The following is an 18,762-nucleotide window of genomic DNA, read 5'->3' as shown; positions in this document are numbered from 1 at the left end:
TCCGCAGGCGATCGTGGTCACCGAGCTCATGCCGTTGGGCCGAAGCCGCGGCAGGAGGCATCTGTGTCAGTCGAGGTAGTCCCGCAGAACCTGTGAGCGCGAAGGGTGCCGCAGCTTTGCCATGGTCTTCGACTCTATCTGGCGGATACGCTCGCGAGTGACTCCGTAGACCTTGCCGATCTCATCGAGAGTCTTCGGCTGGCCGTCGTTGAGGCCGAAGCGCATCGACACAACACCGGCTTCACGTTCCGACAGGGTGTCGAGAACGGAGTGAAGCTGTTCCTGCAGCAGAGTGAAGCTGACCGAGTCAGAAGGCACGACTGCTTCAGAGTCCTCGATGAGGTCACCGAACTCAGAATCACCGTCTTCACCCAGAGGTGTGTGCAGTGAAATGGGCTCGCGACCGTATTTCTGAACCTCGACGACACGCTCTGGCGTCATGTCGAGTTCCTTGGCGAGCTCTTCCGGACTCGGCTCACGGCCGAGATCCTGAAGCATCTGACGCTGGACACGAGCGAGCTTGTTGATGACCTCGACCATGTGCACGGGAATGCGAATGGTGCGAGCCTGGTCGGCCATGGCACGGGTGATGGCCTGACGGATCCACCACGTGGCGTAGGTCGAGAACTTGAAGCCCTTCGTGTAGTCGAACTTCTCGACTGCACGGATGAGGCCCAGGTTGCCTTCCTGAATCAAGTCCAGGAAGAGCATTCCACGTCCGGTGTAGCGCTTGGCCAATGAGACGACGAGACGCAGGTTCGCCTCGAGCAGGTGGTTCTTGGCGATGCGACCGTCGTGGATGATCCACTTGTAGTCCATGGACTCACGCGGTTCGGTGATGCCGCCAGCGTCGAGCAGGTGCTCGGCGTACATGCCGGCTTCGATGCGCTTGGCCAGGTCAACCTCTTCGGCCGCGTTGAGCAGGGCGACCTTGCCGATCTGCTTGAGGTAGTCCTTGACCGGGTCCGCGGTGGCTCCCGCAGACACGACCTGCTGCGCAGGAGCATCCTCTTCGTCGGCATCGGAGACGATGAAACCGCCAGCCTCTGTGACAGCGGCGTTCTTCTCCTTCTCCTCGGAGTTCTTCGTCTCAGTCGCCTCAGCGGGGCTCTGCTCGGTGCCGAGGGTGTCGGTTGCCGGCTCGACTGTCTCGCCGGCCTCGAGCACGTCATCGGACTTCTTCTTAGCGCCCGCAGCCTTGGTTGTCTTCGCAGCAGGCTTCTTAGCCCCGGCAGTCTTCGCCACCTTAGCTGCGGTCGATTTCGTCGCAGTTGATTTGGCGGTCGTCGTCTTTCGGGCCGCGGTGGTCTGCTTGGTCCCGGTTTCTGCAGCGATCGCTGAAGCCGATGTCTTCGTCGTCTTCTTGGCTCCCTTCGACGCCGCAGTGGTCTTGGATCCAGCGGTGGAGGTCTTGGCGGCCGTTCCCTCCGACTTTTCCGTCACCGTCGTGGATTCCTTGTCGACTCTCGGCACGTGTTCACCTTTCGCGAGCGTTGAAACTTCTCGAATGCACCAGGACATTACTAAGACCCATGTCAAGAGGTCCAGGTATCTGGCCCGAGGGGAACACATAGTTCTCCCATGATGCTATGACAGGGTCAACACCCAATTTTCGCACGATATTCCCGGCTTTGCGAATTGACCCCGGGACGGTGATTCATCGATCGCTCGCCGAAGTGGTTGCGAAGAGCCGCCGCGTGCCCGCAGGCCTCATCCGGGGCCACGGCGTGCTGACATCAGCCACCGTGGGAGATACCCCTGTTCGACCGCGTTCAAGATCAACGTGGCCATCCCATGCTCAGCATCAAGCTCCAGCCCTGCCCGCGCGTAGTGCTCTGCCATGGTCGAGCCTCCCAAAGACCATTCGAACCATGCAACCACAGCATATGCAGTGGCCCGGACGTCGGGATGCCCCATCGCTATATAGGCTTTGAGGAACTCGATGCCCAACTGAACATCGCGGGGTCGAGGAGCGCGCGGGGAGAGTCCCACCATGTCCTGAGCGGCCTGCGGGGACAGCGCATACCGCTGTGCGCGCAGATACAGCTGCCCCGGCCCACACCTTTCGATCTCGGCCGGCGCGAAGTTCGGGTGATCAAAGCTGAGGATCATTTCGAGTGCGTCCCGAGACCATTTTTCGGCCAAGATCGCATCGACTGCCATCACCGTCCGCAACGTCATCAACTGGACGACAGCACTCCGGTCGATACTCTCCTCCCCTTCTCTCAGCCGAGCCAGGCTCGGGTAGAGCGTGGACAAAACGTCGAACCCATCGGCGATGCTCGGACACGTTTCGAGGTGACCGCTGCGACTGACCGTGAATTCTTCTGGCGACACGGGCTTGACCACTAGTTCTTGCGGTGACGCGACAGGAGAGGATCCCGCCGCGACGAGTTCTGTTGCGCAGGCCGAGGTCGAAGCGGCCTCGAGCAGAGTGCTGTTCTGAGCATCGTCGTCGATGCGGCCGAAACGGTCCTCGCCGACCCACCAAGCGCTGAGCGTAGCGATACCGCGGTCCCCCAACGACAGTGCGATCTCGTCGATCGCGGCCCGGACGAGTTCCCGATGAACACGGGGGTACTCATCATCAGGTGTCCCGGATCCGGTCACCGACTCGTCTGCGATGCCGCGCGGGTATTCCGAGTCGTAGAGGACGAGGAGCACTCCCGACGCCGCGCACGCTCCAGCGATGAGATCGCTGTACCACCGCCCGCCTTGGGCTACGAGATGGGCGGCCGTCTCCAGGTCGAAGTCGACCCGCATCGTCGTGGCGCATCCTTGGCCGCCGTGTTCATTCTCCTCCACGATCACGGCCACAAGGCTCTCGCGTGGAATATAGCCGAGGGTATGGGGCACGATTCCGATGATGTCTTCTGCTGTCTTCGCTGTGGTCTCCATGTCATCACTTCAGCCCCTCCCCTGTCGGATTGACCAGAGTCACCTGTGCGCATGTGGAAACACCGGACGTGTCCACAGCTCAAACGCACACGAGTGAGGACCGATATCCCCACGTGCTGTTGGGCAGAATTGCCACCGCGGCATAACTGGCATACAAGTGAGGGGTGGCAAAACGACGGATATACACAGCACCCGGCTCACAAGTCGTTGACATCTCGACCGGCACCGCGCGCCTGGAAAAAGTAGACGGAGAGGTCGACAGCTATGTCCTCCATGTCAATGGGGTGCCCTCCTCGTCGATCACTCTGAGCGAACCGACTCGTCTGGACTTCGAATATCTGGATTGGATGTCACGAATCATCGAGATCCAGTTCGCGCCCGGCCCGCTGCGAGCAGTCCACATCGGGGCGGCTGGCTGTGCACTCGCCCGGGCACTCCATGCCCAGCGTCCGAGGTCAAAGCAGACAGCCATCGACATCGACCCCGTTCTCCTCGACTACTCGCGCACCTGGTTCGATCTGCCGCGGGCCCCTGGACTGGCGCTGCGTGCCGGAGACGGAGCCGTTGAGACCGAAAAGTTCCGTCCCGACACTCTTGATGTGCTCATCCGTGACGCCTTCGACCATGACTCTGTACCCCCGACACTGCAGACTTCGGAGTTCTTCTCCACCTGCGCGCGCATCCTCAAAGACTCTGGCGTCTATATCGCCAACGTTCCCGATGCTGGCGACCACCGCGTCCTCAGAGCTGAGCTGGAGCTGCTGACGCCTGCCTTCACCCATGTCGCGGCCGCGGCCGAACCCGGAATCCTCAAGGGCCGCAGACGTGGCAACGTGGTCGTCATCGCCTCCAATTCCCCGCTGCAGGAGCCCGAGCTCGATCGGAGTCTGCGCACCGCAGCGACAATGGCGACCTTCCTGACCGGACAGGGTCTGCGGTCGAGACTGGGACTGTGACGGAACACACCATCCACAAATCATTGCTTCCGACTACTCCCGGTGAGAAAAGTTCGGCATAATGGAATGCCGATTGGGAAGGTGAGATGACCGAGACTTCAGAAATAAACGTCGAGCAGATCAAGCTTGACGAGCTCTATGCACGACTCGACGAATTGCGAGATGAGGCTACTGCCCGACTGGGCACAGTAAGGATCTCCGAGGTCGGCGGCAATCATCAGCACCGGAGCGAACGGGATGCGTTCGCCACCATGTATGAGGACCAGCTGATTCGGCTCAACAGCGCCGAGGATGGCCTGTGCTTCGGCCGTCTCGATCTGCGATCGGAGGTGGAACCCAGCTACATCGGACGGATCGGGCTCACCGATTCCGACCGCCAGCAGATCCTCATCGACTGGCGCGCACCGGCTTCGGAGCGCTTCTACCAGTCGACTGCCGCCAACCCGGCGGGAGTCATCCGGCGGCGGCATCTGGTCACGAAAAACCGTATGGTGACAGATCTCGAGGACGATGTGCTCGACATCGACGCTCTCGACGATGCTGAGCGATCGAACCTGCAGGGCGAGGGTGCGCTGATCGCTGCACTGACCAATCACCGGACAGGTCGCATGGGCGACATCGTCGCCACCATTCAGGCCGAACAGGATGCCATCATCCGCCAACCCCTCCAGGGTGTGCTCGTCGTCCAGGGCGGACCGGGAACGGGCAAGACAGCGGTGGCACTCCACCGTGCGGCATTCCTCCTCTATCGGCACCGGGAGCGCATCGCCAAATCGGGCGTGCTCCTCGTCGGACCCTCCGCTGTGTTCCTCAAGTACATCGAGAAGGTCCTGCCCAGCCTCGGCGAGACCGGTGCGCTTCTGCTCACACCGGGCCAGCTCTACCCAGGTCTCGAGACCGAGTTGAGCGATGATACGAATGTGGCAGTGATCAAGGGCCGGTCCGAGATGGCTGCGGTGCTGAAGAATCACATCGCCAACTACGAGCGGATCCCGGACCAGGACGAAGAGCTGCGCGTCGGCTCACACACCATCTGGCTGCGTCGCCGTGACGTGCGCGCTGCTCGTGATCGTGCCCGCCGCAGCGAGGATGCTCACAATGCTGCCCGGACCGGCTTCGTCTTCGGTCTGCTGAAGATCCTCGCAGAGGACCTGGCCCGCCAGATGGGTCTCGATGGTGCAGGTGAGAGGCTGCCGGAGCTGATGGATGAGCTGCGTTCGAGTGTGGACGTGCGCCGTGCTCTCAATCTCGCGTGGTTCCCGATCAGTCCTGCGGCGGCGCTGCGTGCCCTGCTGTCCAAACCTCACAAGCTGCAGGCCGCTGCCGCGCACCTGCTCTCACCTCAGGATCAGAAGACGCTAGTCCGCCCGGCCAACTCCGCGCTCACCATTGAGGACGTTCCGCTCCTCGACGAGCTCGCGGAGCTGCTCGGCAGCAGCCCCCAGCAGACCGCAGCTCGGGACGAGTCCGCTCGTGAGTACGCCGAAGCGGTCCTCGATATGACCGACACCTCCGCCCTCATCGATGCCGATACGCTGGCAGCCAGGTGGGAGGAAGAGGGGCCGACGATCACCCTGGCGGAGCGGGCGCTCGACGACCGCGAATGGACGTACGGCCACCTCGTCGTCGATGAGGCTCAGGAGCTCTCACCCATGCAGTGGCGGGTGCTCTTCCGGCGAGTTCCGTCGAAGTCCGCGACCGTTGTGGGTGACCTGGCACAGTCCTCGCACGTGGACAACACTCGGACCTGGGACTCCATCCTGTCTGAGTTCGTCGGAGATCGCTACGCTCTGCAGGTACTCACCGTGTCCTACCGGACGCCCCAGTCGGTGATGGACCTGGCCAACCGCTACCTGCACCGACATTTCCCACAGCTCGAACTCGTTGAGTCCGTCCGGCAGGGTGGCCCCGACCCGCAGATGGAATCGTTCACTTCGACTCAGGAAGTGGTCAATGCTCTCGTGCCCACCGTCAGAAATGAGGTCGATTCGGTCGAGGGTGGCAAGATTGCCGTGATCGCGCCCGTCGATCTCATCGATTCCGTCGCCGAGGTGCTCGCAGGCTTTGACATCGGCCGTTCGGTCCTCGGCCTCGACCATCAGATCGCGGTCATCACTGCCCAGCAGGCGAAGGGCCTTGAGTTCGATTCCGTCGTCATCGTCGAACCAGGACTGATCGCCCCTGACGGTCATGAGGATGGTGTCGGCGCGCTCTATGTGTCGCTGACGCGCACCACGGATCGCTTGCGGATCTTGGCGGCCACAGCGACCGAACTGAACGAGCTCATCGTCGGCTGATTCGCAGAAGCCTCCCCCGCCTCGGTGTAACCTGGGGCGACACAGACGAAGGGCGCAGCGGAGTCATCTCCGCTGCGCCCTTCGTCATATTCTGCATTTGACTCTGTGTCTGACTCTGTCCACACGGCTGGCCTGTCACCAGGCTTTTCTGTCTTCGCAGAGAAATTAAAGGGCCGCTTGACGGTTCGGCTTCCCCTCCGAACCGCAAGCGGCCGCGCGCCGAAGCGCGCACTCTCAATATTACACAACAATCAGCGTGCTGGAGTACTCCGCTCACAGATTTCTGGGGCTATTTTCTCAGGCTTGGAAATCTTCGGGAGTCGCCTGCCGGGCTTCTCCCGACTTCAGAGCCGCATCCGCACGCAGCGAATCGATTGCGGTCTCAAAGTCTTCGAGGGAGTCGAAACCCTGGTACACGCTGGCGAAGCGCAGGTAGGCCACCTGGTCGAGCTCACGCAGGGGCTCGAGGATGCTCAGACCCACCTCGTCGGCATCAATCTCAGCAATTCCTTTGGAACGGATGTCCTCCTCGACCTTCTGGGCCAGCTTCGCCAGATCGTCGTCGTTGACGGGCCGCCCCTGACAGGCCTTGCGCACACCCGACATGATCTTCTGACGGGAGAACTCCTCGGTCACACCGGAACGTTTGATCACCGACAGGCTGGTCGCTTCCATGGTTGTGAAGCGACGCCCGCAATGACGGCATTGACGCCTTCGACGGATAGCGGCGCCATCTTCGCTCGTTCGCGAATCGACGACTCGAGAATCTGATTCACGACAGAATGGGCAACGCATATCTACTCCTCTAACCGGATGCCGACGGCCCGACCGTGAGCGGGCAGCTGTTCGCTGTCCGCCAGCACCTTGATGTGGTCGGCCACCTCGGCCAGTGCCGACCGGTCATAGTCGATGACCTGGCTGACCTTGATGAACGAGTGAACGCCCAGCCCGGATCCATGGGCGGCTGTTCCCATCGTGGGCAGGACGTGGTTCGAACCTGCGCAGTAGTCACCCAGGGACACCGGTGACCAGTCTCCGACGAACACCGCTCCCCCGTTGGTGATGCGGGCGGCGACCGAATTCGCCTCGGCAGTGTGGACCTCGACATGTTCGCCGGCGTATCCGTTGACGACGTCGATGCCGGCGTCGAGATCATCGACGAGGACGATGGCCGACTGCTTCCCGGCCAGGGAGATGCTGATGCGCTCGTCGTGAGCTGCGGCGGGAACCTGGGTCAGGAGTTCGGCCTGCACCCGTTCGGAGAGCTCGGTCGAGTCCGTGACGAGGACGGCGGCGGCCAGTTCGTCGTGTTCGGCCTGGCTGATGAGATCGGCGGCGACGAACGCCGGATCTGCTGTGGCGTCGGCAAGAATGATGATCTCGGTGGGTCCGGCGACGGCGTCGATGCCCACCTGTGAACGCATGAGAGATTTCGCCGCGGCGACATAGGCGTTGCCCGGACCCGTGATGAGGTCGACAGGCTCCAACTTCTCCTCATCGTCCAGGCCGTAGGCAAGAGCACCGATGGCTTGGGCACCGCCCATGGCCCACACCTCATCGACGCCGAGGATGTGTGCTGTAGCGAGCACCGTGGGGTGAGGCAGTCCGTTGCTTTGGGGCGGACTGGCGATGGCCAGTGAGGCGGACCCCGCTGCCTGCGCCGGCACGACGTTCATCACGACGGTGGATGGGTAGACGGCCAGACCACCGGGCACATACAGGCCGACTCGTTCGATCGGCAGGTGCCGTGTGGTCACCTGCGCCCCGGAGGACAGTTCAGTGGTGATGTCGGTGGGACGCTGGTCGTCGGCGACTTTCCTAGCCCGTGAGATCGATTCGATCAGGGCTGCTTTGACGGAAGGGTCCAGTTCGTCTTCGGCACGTTTGAGCGCGGAGACGGGCACACGCAGCGACTCGGGTTCGACCGAGTCGAATCTCGCGGTGAATTCCTTCACAGCACGAGTGCCCCCTGTCTGCACCTGGTTCAGCAGGTCAGCTACTCGTCGTTCGATATCGGCATGCGTCTCAGCGGCACGGGGCAGTCGCTGCTTGAGGAATCTCTTGCTCAGGTTCTCACCGCGGAAGTCCAGAATGTTCACCCGCACCATTCTAGTCCCCGTCTCCTCGTCGGTCGCCTCTGCCTCCGTTTCGCCGCTCTCAGGCATTGCTTCAGGCAGTCAGGCAGTCAGGCAGCGAGATCCCAACAGCGCCTTGAGATCTCCGTAGAGGCTCGGGTTCGGGTCGACGCGGATCGCACGATCGAGCCGCATCACTGTCTGTCTGCCCGGCTGTGAGAGGACAAGATGCACATCGGTCTGTCCCTTATGCGATTCGAGCACACGCAGCAGCTTGGAAGCCATCTCCTCTGTAGCCTTCTCCATCGGCAGCATCAGATTCAGCGGCCGGTCCTTCGGATCGGTGACGTCGGGGATCGTCATCGACATCGCCATCATCGAGGTCGGTCGATCATCGGAGAGGCGGATGCGTCCGGTCAGGCTGATGACGAGGTCGGTGGCGAGCAGACTCGCTACGGGTTCGTAGGTATCGCCGAAGAACATGACCTCGATCTCGGCTTCGAGGTCCTCCACGGATACGATCGCATACGGTTTGCCGGAGTTCTTCGAGACCTTGCGCGCGACCTGGGTGATCATTCCGCAGATCTTCACCTGGGAACCGTCGTGGCGATGAGTTTCCGGGTCCACCACATCGGCGATGGAGGCCTCCGATTCGGCGGCGAGGACACCCTCGAGGCCGTTGAGCGGATGGTCGGAGACATAAAGGCCGATCATGTCGCGCTCGAAGGCCAGCTTCTCCTTCTTCTCCCATTCGGGACGGTCGGGAATCGCGACGGAGAAGCTCGGTTCGTCATCGTCACCTCCGAGGCCGGCGAACAGGTCGAACTGCCCATTGGCCTCTTGCCGCTTGACGCCGATGACCGAGTCCACTGCCTCTTCGTGGACTTCGACGAGTGATCTCCGGGTCTGTCCCAATGAGTCGAAGCCGCCGGCCTTGATGAGCGATTCGATCGTGCGCTTGTTGCACACGTGGCTGGGCACCTTGTCGAGGAAATCCGTGAACGAGGTGAATGCCCCCTTCTCTCCTCGTGCCTCTACGATGCCGTCGACGACGTTGGCACCGACGTTGCGCACTGCACCCATGCCGAAGCGGATGTCCTGGCCGACTGGGGTGAAGTGCAGAGCCGAATCGTTGACGTCCGGAGGCAGCACGGTGATGCCCAACCGCCGGCACTCGTTGAGGTAGATGGCCAGTTTGTCCTTGTTGTCGCCCACCGAGGTGAGCAGGGCTGCCATGTACTCCGCCGTGTAATGAGCTTTGAGGAACGCGGTCCAGTAGGACACGAGGCCATAGGCAGCCGAGTGCGCCTTGTTGAACGCGTAGTCGGAGAAGGGCAGCAGAATGTCCCAGAGTGCCTGCGCTGCCGCCTCGGAGTAGCCGCGTTCCTTCATCCCTCCGAAGAAGCCCACCTGCTGTTTGTCCAGCTCGGACTTCTTCTTCTTACCCATCGCACGACGCAGAATATCTGCTTGACCCAGGGAGTAGCCGGCGACCTTCTGCGCGATCGCCATCACCTGCTCCTGGTAGATGATGAGTCCGTAGGTGGTGCCCAGAATGTCCTCGAGCGGCTCTGCCAGCTCGGGGTGGATCGGTGTGACTTCCTGCAGTCCGTTCTTGCGCAGCGCGAAGTTCGTGTGGGAGTCGGCACCCATCGGTCCCGGACGGTAGAGCGCAATCGTTGCAGAGATGTCTTCGAAGTTATCCGGCTTCATCAGCCGCAGCAGGGCACGCAGTCCCCCGCCGTCGAGCTGGAACACGCCGAGGGTGTCACCGCGGGAGAGCAGATCATAGGCCCCACGGTCATCGAGGTCGAGGTGTTCGAGGTCGAGATCGTAGTCACGGTTGGCTTTGATGTTCTCCACGGCGTCGGAGATGATCGTGAGGTTTCGCAGCCCCAGGAAATCCATCTTGATCAGTCCGAGGCCCTCAGAGGTGGGGTAGTCGAACTGGGTGATGACCTGACCGTCTTGGAACCGGCGCATGATCGGTATGACGTCGATGATCGGGTCCGAGGACATGATGACGCCGGCCGCGTGCACGCCCCACTGCCGTTTCAGGCCTTCGATGCCCTTTGCGGTTTCGAAGGTCTCACGGGCATCGGTGTCCGAGTCGACGAACGCTCGGAATTCGCCCGCTTCGTTGTAGCGCTTCGACTCGGGGTTCTCGATATCGGCCAGCGGAATGTCTTTGGCCATCTCGGCCGGTGGCAGCGCCTTGGTCAGGCGCTCCCCCATCGAGAACGGCTTGCCGAGGACTCGTGCTGAGTCCTTGAGCGCCATCTTCGTCTTGATCGTGCCGTAGGTGACGATCATGGCGACACGTTCGTCACCGTATTTCCGTGTCACATAGTCGATGACCTCGCCGCGGCGACGATCATCGAAGTCGACATCGAAGTCGGGCATGGAGACACGGTCGGGGTTGAGGAAACGCTCGAAGAACAGGCCGTGCTTGAGCGGATCCAGATCGGTGATGCGCATCGCGTAGGCGACCATGGAACCGGCACCCGAGCCACGTCCCGGACCGACACGGATGCCGTTGTCCTTTGACCAGTTGATGAAATCGGCGACGACGAGGAAGTAGCCGGGGAAGCCCATCGAGATGATGACGTCGAGTTCGTAGTCCGCCTGCTTGCGCACATCGTCGGGAATTCCTCCCGGATACCGATATTCGAGCCCGGTCTGGACCTCTTTGACCAGCCACGAGGTTTCGTCCTCTCCAGGCGGGCAGGGGAACTTCGGCATATAGTTCGCCGAGGTGTCGAAGGAGACTTCGCACTTCTCGGCGATCTCGAGAGTGTTGTCGCAGGCTTCGGGGAATTCGGAGAACAGCGCCCGCATCTCGGCACCCGATTTGAGGTAATAACCGGAGCCGGAGAAGGCGAAGCGTGAACCGCCCTGATCATAGGTCGGTTCGATGAGCTTCGATCCGGACTGGATGGCCAGCAGCGCTTCGTGCGCCTTCGCATCGGATTCATGCGTGTAGTGAAGATCGTTGGTGGCGACCAACGGAATGTCCATCTCCTTTGACAGACGGATCAGGTCCTTGGTCACACGCTTCTCGATGGAGAGCCCATGGTCCATGAGTTCGACGTAGTAGTTGTCCTTGCCGAACATCTCACGGTATTTGCCGGCCGCAGCTTTGGCCTCTTCGTACTGTCCCAGTCGCAGTCGTACCTGGATCTCCCCCGAGGGGCAGCCCGTAGTAGCGAGCAGACCGTCGGAGTAGGTTTCCAACAGCTCCTGGTCGATGCGCGGCCATTTGCTGAATACTGAGTCGAGGGAGGCGTAGGACGAGGCCTTGAACAGATTGCGCATCCCGGTGTTGTTGCGTGAAAGCAACGTCATGTGGGTGTAGGCACCGCCGCCGGACAGGTCATCGCGTTTCTGCGACTCGTCCGTGCGCCATTTCACCCTTGTCTTGTCGCGCCGGTCCGTGCCCGGGGTGACATAAGCTTCCACGCCGATGATGGGCTTGATGCCGGCTGCGGTGGCCTGCGACCAGAAGTCGAAAGCGCCGAACAGGTAGCCGTGGTCTGTGGTCGCGATGGCCGACATTCCCGAGGCCTTCGTCGCGGCCATCAGGTCCGTGAGTCGGGCGGCTCCGTCCAGCATCGAGTATTCGGTGTGGACGTGAAGATGGACGAAATCGTCTTTCGGCACTGGCAGCCTTCCCTCTGATATGACCTTTGTTGCGCCCCCAGCTTAGACCATCAGGGGTTCGACCAGTGGAGTCCCGGCCTCCGCCTCGGCAGGTGTTGAACGGGCGGTGATCGAAGTCATGATCGGGCCCATGCGGCACCCATCTCGGCGGCGTTCAGGTTGTGCAGGCAGCTGCATTCTGTGCCTGCACAGCAGAGTTCAGTACGTGCGAACCGCTGCGTTCAGGGTGTGCGAATTCGATCGAGTGCGTACTTCAGGTCCTCGGGGTATCCGCTCTCGAATTCGACCCATTCATTGGACTCGGGATGGTGGAATCCGAGTTTGACTGCGTGCAGCCACTGACGTTCCAGGCGGAGATCTTTGGCGAGGCCAGGATCTGCGCCGTAGGGAAGGTCACCGACGCAGGGGCGTTTGAGTGCGGAGAAGTGCACGCGGATCTGGTGGGTCCGCCCGGTTTCGAGATGAACTTCCACGAGGGAGGCTCGGCGGTGTGCTTCGAGGACCTCATAGTGCGTGACCGCGTTCTTTCCACCGCTGTGGACTGCATACAGCCCATCGTGTCGTGGGTTGCGGGCGATGGGTGCGTCGATGGTGCCGAGCACAGGATCAGGCAGCCCTTGGACGAGCGCGTGATAGGTCTTCTCCACGGTGCGTTCCTTGAACGCGTGCTTGAGGACGCTGTAGGCATGCTCGCTCTTGGCGATGACCATCAGACCCGAAGTGCCAACGTCGAGACGCTGCACGATTCCCTGCCGCTCAGGCGCACCGGAGGTGGCGATTGTGAAGCCCGCGGCGGCGAGTCCGCCGACGACGGTCCGCCCCTTCCACCCCTGTGCGGGGTGCGCGGCGACGCCGACTGGCTTGTCGACGACGACGAACGCATCCTCATCATGGACGATCTTCATCCCCGGGACGGGGTCGGGCACGACTTCCAAGGGCTTGGCCGGCTCGGGCATCATGATGTCCAGGCGCGCGCCGGCCACGACGCGATCCGACTTTGCGACGACCTGTCCTGACAGCTGCACGCCCCCTTCTGCACAGATGTCAGCAGCTGCCGTGCGGGAGAGCCCCAGCAGCTTCGACAGTGCCGAGTCCACCCGTTGGCCTTCGAGGCCTTCGGGTACCAGGATCGAGCGTTCAGCCATGTGTGTCCTCTCCGACCGTGCTCGCATGCTTCGAGTCCGATCCGTCCAGTTCAATGCCTTTGAGGCTGGCCACCACGAGGGTGACCGCCGCAGCGGATATCGCAATGTCGGCGACATTGCAGATGAAAAAAGTGAGGTCGATGAAATCGACGACGGCGCCGTGGAGGAATCCGGGCTGTCGGAACAGTCGATCCACGAGGTTGCCGAACAGACCACCCAACAGCAGTCCGAGCCCGACTGCCCAGGTCACCGAGCCCAACTTCTTCGACAGCAAGATGATCCCTGCGAACACAGCGACCGCTATGAGTGGGAAGATCCAGGTCATACCGGAGCCGAGTCCGAGTGCCGCTCCGGGATTCCGATAGAAGTTGAATCCAGCCAGAGTACCAATGACTGGGGTCGGTGCCTGTCCTTCGAGGAACCTGACCGCGAGAAACTTGGTGAACTGATCCACCGCCAGCACGACCGCGGCTATGCCGAACAACGCCCCGAGCATTCTGCGCCGCCGGGGTTTCGTGTCAGTGGCTTCATCGTTCATTTGGCTCATTCTAACTCACTGCCGTGACACGCGAAGGCTCTGGACCCGCAGCCATGATCCACCTCACGGGGACACGAACAAGGTCCGGGAACTCCATGGAGTTCCCGGACCTTGGGTGTCTGCTGTGGCGAATCAGAGTTTGTGATTCGACGGCGAACCGAAGGAGTTACCGTCCAGGGTCTCCGGGGCCAGACTCGTTGAGTTCTCGAGGTCACGCAGCTGATCGTTGAGGTAGCTCTTCAGACGTGTGCGGTACTGACGCTCGAAGTTCGACAGCTGGTCGATGGAGCGTTCGAGGGTCGACTTCTGGGTTTCCAGGGTCGACAGTGTCTCATCACGCTTCGTTTCGGCCTTGCCGACGATGTCCTTGGCTTCGGTCTCTGCACTTCGGATGAGCTCGTCGCGGCGGCGTTCGCCTTCTGCCACGTGCTCGTCGTGAACGCGCTGCGCCAGAGCGATGAGCCCGTGGGCGTCGCTATCGCCACTGCCCAAGGCCGAACCGAGGCCCAGACCGGCACCGGAGCCTGCAGCAGCAGGTGCAGCGTTGTTGACGGCAGGAGCGGATTCGTTCGCAGGTGGCGTCTGTGCAGCTGGCGCTGCTTCCTTGACGGCAGGTGCCGATGGCTGCTCTGTCGTTTCCGGGACAGCGGGAGACTGCCCCTGATTCTTCGCCGCCTGGGTTTCGTTCTGCGAGGGCGCCGGCACCGCAGCAGGCATAGCCTGAGTGGCGTCGATGTCCTGAGCGGGTGCGGCAGCAGATGCCCCGCCGGCGTCGAGTTCCTTGACGCGCTGTTCGGCGGTGGAGAGCTTCTGACGAAGTTCGTCGTTCTCCTGATAGAGACGGCGGATCTCTACGACAACCTCATCGAGGAAATCGTCGACTTCATCCTGGTCGTACCCGTCGCGGAACTTCACATGCTGGAACCGCTTGTTTACTACGTCTTCAGGCGTGAGCGCCATGAGGTCACCTTTGGTCGATCTACATTCATTACGCTGCCGCCATAAAGACGGCTTCAACGTCACATTAGCGTAACACCTGCAGTTTTGTCCTGCAGAAATGCCGTGTCACGTATTCAATGACGAAGCTTCCTAATCGAGCGTAACAACATCTGGAACGATTCGGCCAACTGAGAATGACCTCCGCAGGCCATTGTGATATCTGCAACAAGCTCATTATCGAGTGGGAACTATGTCCAGCGATGGCCGATTCGGCCACTCGCCTGCGCTCAGTTCGCTGCGCTCCGCTTTAGGACTTAAGGAGAAAGTGACCCCAATCAAACGCCCAGAAACAAACATTAACGTTCAACTACTAAGCTTCGAGCGCCCAACTTTCGGAGCTGATGTTCAGGCCGTCACCCGTGAGAAGTTGAACAGCACCGATGCGAGAATCTGAATTCCGATCAGCAACACGATGAATCCCAGGTCCAATGAGATCTGGCCCAATCGCAAGGGAGGAATCACCTTGCGCAGCAGACGCAGCGGCGGATCGGTCAGTGTGTACACGATCTCGGCCAGCACGAGGAAGAAGCCGGAAGGCTTCCATTCGCGCGAAAAGACCTGCACGAGGTCGAGGACCACTCGCGCCAGGAGAACATAGACGTAGAGACTGAGCGCAGTGCCGAGGATGTAGAAGATGATGGCCACGTGTTTCCTCGTGCCTTTCTTTGGTGCTTAGCTGTCGTTACTCAGGATATACGTCGGAGCTGAGGATGAGATAAGAATGAACTCAGTCGAGGGGCGAAGCAGCTCAGCTCTGGTTGAAGAAGCTCGCCTGTGAGTCCGGATCTGACTCGCTCTCTCCGCTGACCTCGATGTTCTCAGGGGTGAGAAGAAACACTCTGTTGGTGACGCGTTCGATGGAACCGTGCAGGCCGAAGATCAGGCCGGCGGAGAAGTCGACGAGACGCTTCGAGTTGTTCTCGTCCATCTCCGAGAGGTTCATGATCACCGGTATTCCCTCACGGAACGCGGCACCGATCACCATAGCGTCGTTATAGCTGCGGGGGTGGATTGTCTTGATGCGGTTCATGGAGATTCCTGGGGCCGGAGAGTCGACTGGACGAATCGGAGACGGATGGATCGGCGTGACTTGGGCAGAAGGCCGTTCCTCGTCCTCGACGTAATCGTCGACGGGCTCTTCGTAGGTGTCGATGACCTCACGGTCACGACGTTCGATGGGCTGCTCGTCCTCTTCTTCGACGAAACCCAGGTATTCCAGCGTCTTCTTGATTGCTGACATTTTTCCACTCCTCGGCCTTCGGCACTTCCTCGCCTGCCGCCAAACTATCTCAACAGACCGGCCTGGCGGGTGAGTCTCATGGGTGTGTCGTGTGGTTTTCTTCCTGGAGCCAGACCACACCGGCAAATCTGCCTGTGCTCTGTTGTCTCCGGTATGAGAACAGATCCTCGGATTCGCGTGTGCAGGTGCGAGAGAAATGGTCGATGCTCACACCTGCACGGCGCAGCTGCTCCGCCACCGCCCCTGCGACGTCGATCGCCGGGGTACCGGTGACCGACACCGAGGCGGCCACAGGTTCGACTGCAGCAACTTCTTCCCGAAGCGCGGCGGGAACTTCATAGCATCGTGGGCACACCGACGGTCCGATGATCGCATGGATGTCAGCGGCACCCAGGTTGCGCATCGCAGCCATTGTCTCCGGCACGATGCCCGCAGCCATTCCGGGCCGTCCGGCATGAATCGCGCCGATGACGCCTGCCTCGGGGTCCGCGAGCATGATCGGCGTGCAGTCTGCGACCATAATGGCCAGCCCGAGCCCGCGGCACGTCGTGACCTGTGCATCTGCACTCACGGGTTCATCGCGCAGCTGCTCCGGTGATTCGATGATGCGGACTTCGGTGCCGTGGACCTGGGACACGAAACTCAGTCGCTCTCCGCTCAGGCCGAGAACCTGAGCCAAAGCGGCGCGGTTCGCGGCGACGAGCTCGTCGTCATCCCCGACATGTCGTGCCAGGTTGAACGATGACAAGTCTCCCCTCGAGTAGCCGCCGTGCCGGTCGGTGAACGCCACATGGGCGTTCTGCCTTCCGGGAACGACGAATCTCGAGTGCAGCATCTTATTTCAGAAAATCCGGGATATCGAGGTCATTGTCGAGGCTCGATGTGCTGCGCTCGTTGGGCAGTGAGGTCGGAATCTGATGCTCCTCATTGCGAGGTTCAGGTTCGACTGCTGCCGCAGGCTCAGCTTCTTCCGCGGGTGCGGATTCGATGTCGGCGGGGCTGGTCGCCATCGGGATCGAGGCTGGGGCAGACTCGGCCGGGGCCGAATCCTGGCCGGCGACCGTATTGTCGAACCCTGCTGCGATCACGGTGACACGGCATTCGTCGCCGATGTTGTCGTCGATGACTGCACCGAAGATGATGTTGGCTTCGGGGTGCGCAGCCTCCTGCACCAGTCGGGCCGCTTCATTGACTTCGAACAGACCGAGATCGGCGCCGCCCTGGATACAGAAGAGCACACCGTGGGCTCCATCGATGCTGGCTTCGAGCAGAGGTGAAGCAATAGCCGACTCTGCGGCCTGGACGGCACGGTCATCACCGGTGGCTGCTCCGATGCCCATGAGCGCGGTGCCGGCATCCTGCATCACTGACTTCACGTCGGCGAAGTCAAGGTTGATCAGCCCAGGGACCGAGATGAGGTCGGTGATTCCCTGGACACCAGAGCGCAGAACCTCATCGGCCGAGCGGAACGCGTCGACGACGGAGACGCTGCGGTCTGAGATGGAGAGCAGTCGATCGTTGGGGATGACGATGAGGGTGTCGACCTCTTCGCGCAGTGCGGCGATGCCAGCTTCAGCCTGGGCGGAACGGCGACGGCCCTCGAAGGTGAACGGGCGGGTGACGACACCGATCGTCAGTGCTCCCAGCGAGCGTGCTACTCGGGCCACGACCGGAGCTGCGCCTGTGCCTGTTCCTCCGCCTTCACCAGCGGTGACGAAGACCATGTCGGCACCCTCGAGTGCGTCACGGATCGCCTCTTCGCTGGAGTCTGCGGCTTTACGGCCGATCTCCGGATCAGCACCGGCACCGAGTCCGCGAGTCTGGTCGCGTCCGATCTCCAGCTTCACATCGGCGTCCGAGAGCACAAGTGCCTGCGCATCGGTGTTGATCGCGATGAACTCCACGCCGCGCAGTCCGACGTCGATCATCCTCTGAACAGCGTTGACACCGCCGCCGCCGGTACCGGCAACTTTGATATCCGCTCCGGATTGTGGGAATTCAGCCAAGTCGGTTCCTCTTTCGGCGCATCATCCACGCATCATCTGCGTGCAAATTCGAACGGTCTTCTTTGCCCTGAGGCTATTGTCCGGGGCAACACCACTGCAACCATTCTCGCCGGAGTGTCCGACATCGGCCAAACTTCAGCCCCGGTGTGTCGGCGGCAATGACAGACAACACGCCTCGTTTCGCGGGTTTTCAGTTGGTCACGGGCACCGAGGGCACAGAGACGTCGATTTCAGTGCGTCCGTCGGCTGCCAGCTGCAGTGCGGTTCGCATCTTCAAGCTTGCGCTCGTGCTGTCTCCGAAGGCCACTTTCGCCTTCGCTTCGCCGGTGTCAATGACCCCGGCGAGGTTCTTCTCGTCCTCGGCATGAATCGAGGCCAGGTCGGAGCGCAGCGAAGGTCGAAGTCCGGCCATGAAGCGGATCACTGCGGACACAGTTTTCTGGTCTGGAGCACCTGCGGACTCTTCGAGCACGGTCACGCCTTTGGGTGCCTTCTTCACGGTGCCCAGGTCGACGGCCTCATCATCGAAGAGCTGGTACCCATCTGACGTTGTGATCGCCAGAACCGGGTCCCTGTCGGTGATCGTAATGTTCAGGCTGCGAGGTCCCGCATAGTGCACCGAGGCTTCCTTCGCCCGAGGGAACTCTTCGAGGACGGCCTTCTCCACAGCTCCGGGACGCACCCGAGGCAACGGTGTGCCGCCGTCGGAGCCGAGCACGGATTCCGAAATCTTGTCCGGGTCGACCAGCTTGCTGCCCTTGACGTTGACCTTGTCCAGCGCCAGCAGAGGTGAAAACCAGAGCACGGCCGCGATGACGAGGACCCCAGCAACCGCGCCGATGAGCTGGAGGCGCCGGCGCCATACCTGTCGTCTGCGCGCACGGATGACCCCGGTGAGGTCCGCGGTCGAGTTGTCGTCGGTGCGCGGTTCGGGAAGGGGCACCACAG

Annotated in this window: 15 protein-coding genes; 2 read left to right on the top strand and 13 right to left on the bottom strand. The window is 61.5% G+C overall.

Annotated elements, in window-relative coordinates:
* Positions 1–66: 66 nt before the first annotated feature.
* Both INT40_RS00500 and INT40_RS00495 read right to left on the bottom strand, forming a co-directional pair.
* Positions 67–1,473 carry an RNA polymerase sigma factor gene (locus INT40_RS00500; protein WP_193070415.1) on the bottom strand — a complete coding sequence of 469 codons (1,407 nt, stop codon included), beginning with the start codon at positions 1,471–1,473 and terminating at the stop codon, positions 67–69.
* Between the two features lie 237 nt (positions 1,474–1,710).
* Positions 1,711–2,898 carry a DUF4192 family protein gene (locus INT40_RS00495; RefSeq protein ID WP_193095247.1) on the bottom strand — a complete coding sequence of 396 codons (1,188 nt, stop codon included), beginning with the start codon at positions 2,896–2,898 and terminating at the stop codon, positions 1,711–1,713.
* A 164-nt stretch (positions 2,899–3,062) separates the two neighbouring features.
* Between INT40_RS00495 and INT40_RS00490 the strand changes: the two genes are divergently transcribed.
* Together INT40_RS00490 and INT40_RS00485 are read left to right on the top strand one after the other, a co-directional pair.
* Positions 3,063–3,854, top strand: coding sequence for a spermidine synthase (locus tag INT40_RS00490; RefSeq protein WP_101570430.1), 792 nt, complete (start codon positions 3,063–3,065; stop codon positions 3,852–3,854).
* A gap of 86 nt (positions 3,855–3,940) precedes the next feature.
* Positions 3,941–6,151 (top strand): HelD family protein, encoded by a 2,211-nt coding sequence (locus INT40_RS00485; protein WP_101570431.1) that lies wholly within the window; start codon positions 3,941–3,943, stop codon positions 6,149–6,151.
* A gap of 297 nt (positions 6,152–6,448) precedes the next feature.
* Here the strand turns inward: INT40_RS00485 and nrdR are convergent, their stop codons facing one another.
* The 11 genes from nrdR to INT40_RS00430 form a co-directional block, all read right to left on the bottom strand.
* Complete coding sequence (nrdR, locus tag INT40_RS00480) at positions 6,449–6,946, bottom strand: transcriptional regulator NrdR (RefSeq protein WP_101570432.1); 498 nt, start codon at positions 6,944–6,946, stop codon at positions 6,449–6,451.
* A gap of 2 nt (positions 6,947–6,948) precedes the next feature.
* Positions 6,949–8,259: a histidinol dehydrogenase gene (hisD, locus tag INT40_RS00475; RefSeq protein ID WP_193095357.1), complete on the bottom strand. Its 1,311-nt coding sequence runs from the start codon at positions 8,257–8,259 to the stop codon at positions 6,949–6,951.
* A gap of 69 nt (positions 8,260–8,328) precedes the next feature.
* Entirely contained in the window at positions 8,329–11,838 is a 3,510-nt protein-coding gene (dnaE, locus tag INT40_RS00470; RefSeq protein ID WP_374701018.1) for a DNA polymerase III subunit alpha, read from the bottom strand.
* Positions 11,839–12,107: 269 nt separating this feature from the next.
* Entirely contained in the window at positions 12,108–13,031 is a 924-nt protein-coding gene (locus tag INT40_RS00465) for an RluA family pseudouridine synthase (protein ID WP_193095246.1), read from the bottom strand.
* Positions 13,024–13,569 carry a signal peptidase II gene (locus INT40_RS00460; RefSeq protein WP_193095245.1) on the bottom strand — a complete coding sequence of 182 codons (546 nt, stop codon included), beginning with the start codon at positions 13,567–13,569 and terminating at the stop codon, positions 13,024–13,026. The genes INT40_RS00465 and INT40_RS00460 overlap by 8 nt, the downstream gene beginning before the upstream one ends.
* 132 nt (positions 13,570–13,701) lie before the next feature.
* A complete protein-coding gene (locus INT40_RS00455) occupies positions 13,702–14,529 on the bottom strand; it encodes a DivIVA domain-containing protein (protein ID WP_193070412.1) in 828 nt (275 codons plus the stop codon).
* A gap of 384 nt (positions 14,530–14,913) precedes the next feature.
* Positions 14,914–15,213 carry a YggT family protein gene (locus INT40_RS00450; protein WP_101570438.1) on the bottom strand — a complete coding sequence of 100 codons (300 nt, stop codon included), beginning with the start codon at positions 15,211–15,213 and terminating at the stop codon, positions 14,914–14,916.
* Between the two features lie 103 nt (positions 15,214–15,316).
* Positions 15,317–15,808 (bottom strand): cell division protein SepF, encoded by a 492-nt coding sequence (locus tag INT40_RS00445; protein ID WP_193070411.1) that lies wholly within the window; start codon positions 15,806–15,808, stop codon positions 15,317–15,319.
* A 76-nt stretch (positions 15,809–15,884) separates the two neighbouring features.
* The gene (gene pgeF, locus INT40_RS00440) at positions 15,885–16,643 is read right to left on the bottom strand and encodes a peptidoglycan editing factor PgeF (protein ID WP_193095244.1); all 759 of its coding nucleotides are present in this window, start codon (positions 16,641–16,643) and stop codon (positions 15,885–15,887) included.
* Position 16,644: 1 nt separating this feature from the next.
* Positions 16,645–17,814: a cell division protein FtsZ gene (gene ftsZ / locus INT40_RS00435; protein WP_193070409.1), complete on the bottom strand. Its 1,170-nt coding sequence runs from the start codon at positions 17,812–17,814 to the stop codon at positions 16,645–16,647.
* A gap of 190 nt (positions 17,815–18,004) precedes the next feature.
* Positions 18,005–18,757: a cell division protein FtsQ/DivIB gene (locus tag INT40_RS00430; RefSeq protein WP_319021907.1), complete on the bottom strand. Its 753-nt coding sequence runs from the start codon at positions 18,755–18,757 to the stop codon at positions 18,005–18,007.
* Positions 18,758–18,762 lie beyond the last annotated feature (5 nt).

The sequence above is a fragment of the Brevibacterium sp. FME17 genome (genome assembly GCF_014897515.1).
Taxonomy (GTDB): Bacteria; Actinomycetota; Actinomycetes; order Actinomycetales; family Brevibacteriaceae; genus Brevibacterium.
The sequence above is the reverse complement of the archived record's forward strand: the minus strand, read 5'-3'. Positions and strand labels throughout refer to the sequence as shown.

What these genes read in the sequence shown, in the direction of transcription:
- dnaE (WP_374701018.1), bottom strand. Translation starts at nt 11,838, where the DNA reads ATGCTGGACGGAGCCGCCCGACTCACGGACCTGATGGCCGCGACGAAG.
- INT40_RS00455 (WP_193070412.1), bottom strand. Translation starts at nt 14,529, where the DNA reads ATGGCGCTCACGCCTGAAGACGTAGTAAACAAGCGGTTCCAGCATGTG.
- INT40_RS00465 (WP_193095246.1), bottom strand. Translation starts at nt 13,031, where the DNA reads ATGGCTGAACGCTCGATCCTGGTACCCGAAGGCCTCGAAGGCCAACGG.
- INT40_RS00485 (WP_101570431.1), top strand. Translation starts at nt 3,941, where the DNA reads ATGACCGAGACTTCAGAAATAAACGTCGAGCAGATCAAGCTTGACGAG.
- hisD (WP_193095357.1), bottom strand. Translation starts at nt 8,259, where the DNA reads ATGGTGCGGGTGAACATTCTGGACTTCCGCGGTGAGAACCTGAGCAAG.
- INT40_RS00445 (WP_193070411.1), bottom strand. Translation starts at nt 15,808, where the DNA reads ATGTCAGCAATCAAGAAGACGCTGGAATACCTGGGTTTCGTCGAAGAA.
- pgeF (WP_193095244.1), bottom strand. Translation starts at nt 16,643, where the DNA reads ATGCTGCACTCGAGATTCGTCGTTCCCGGAAGGCAGAACGCCCATGTG.
- INT40_RS00460 (WP_193095245.1), bottom strand. Translation starts at nt 13,569, where the DNA reads ATGAACGATGAAGCCACTGACACGAAACCCCGGCGGCGCAGAATGCTC.
- INT40_RS00495 (WP_193095247.1), bottom strand. Translation starts at nt 2,898, where the DNA reads ATGGAGACCACAGCGAAGACAGCAGAAGACATCATCGGAATCGTGCCC.
- nrdR (WP_101570432.1), bottom strand. Translation starts at nt 6,946, where the DNA reads ATGCGTTGCCCATTCTGTCGTGAATCAGATTCTCGAGTCGTCGATTCG.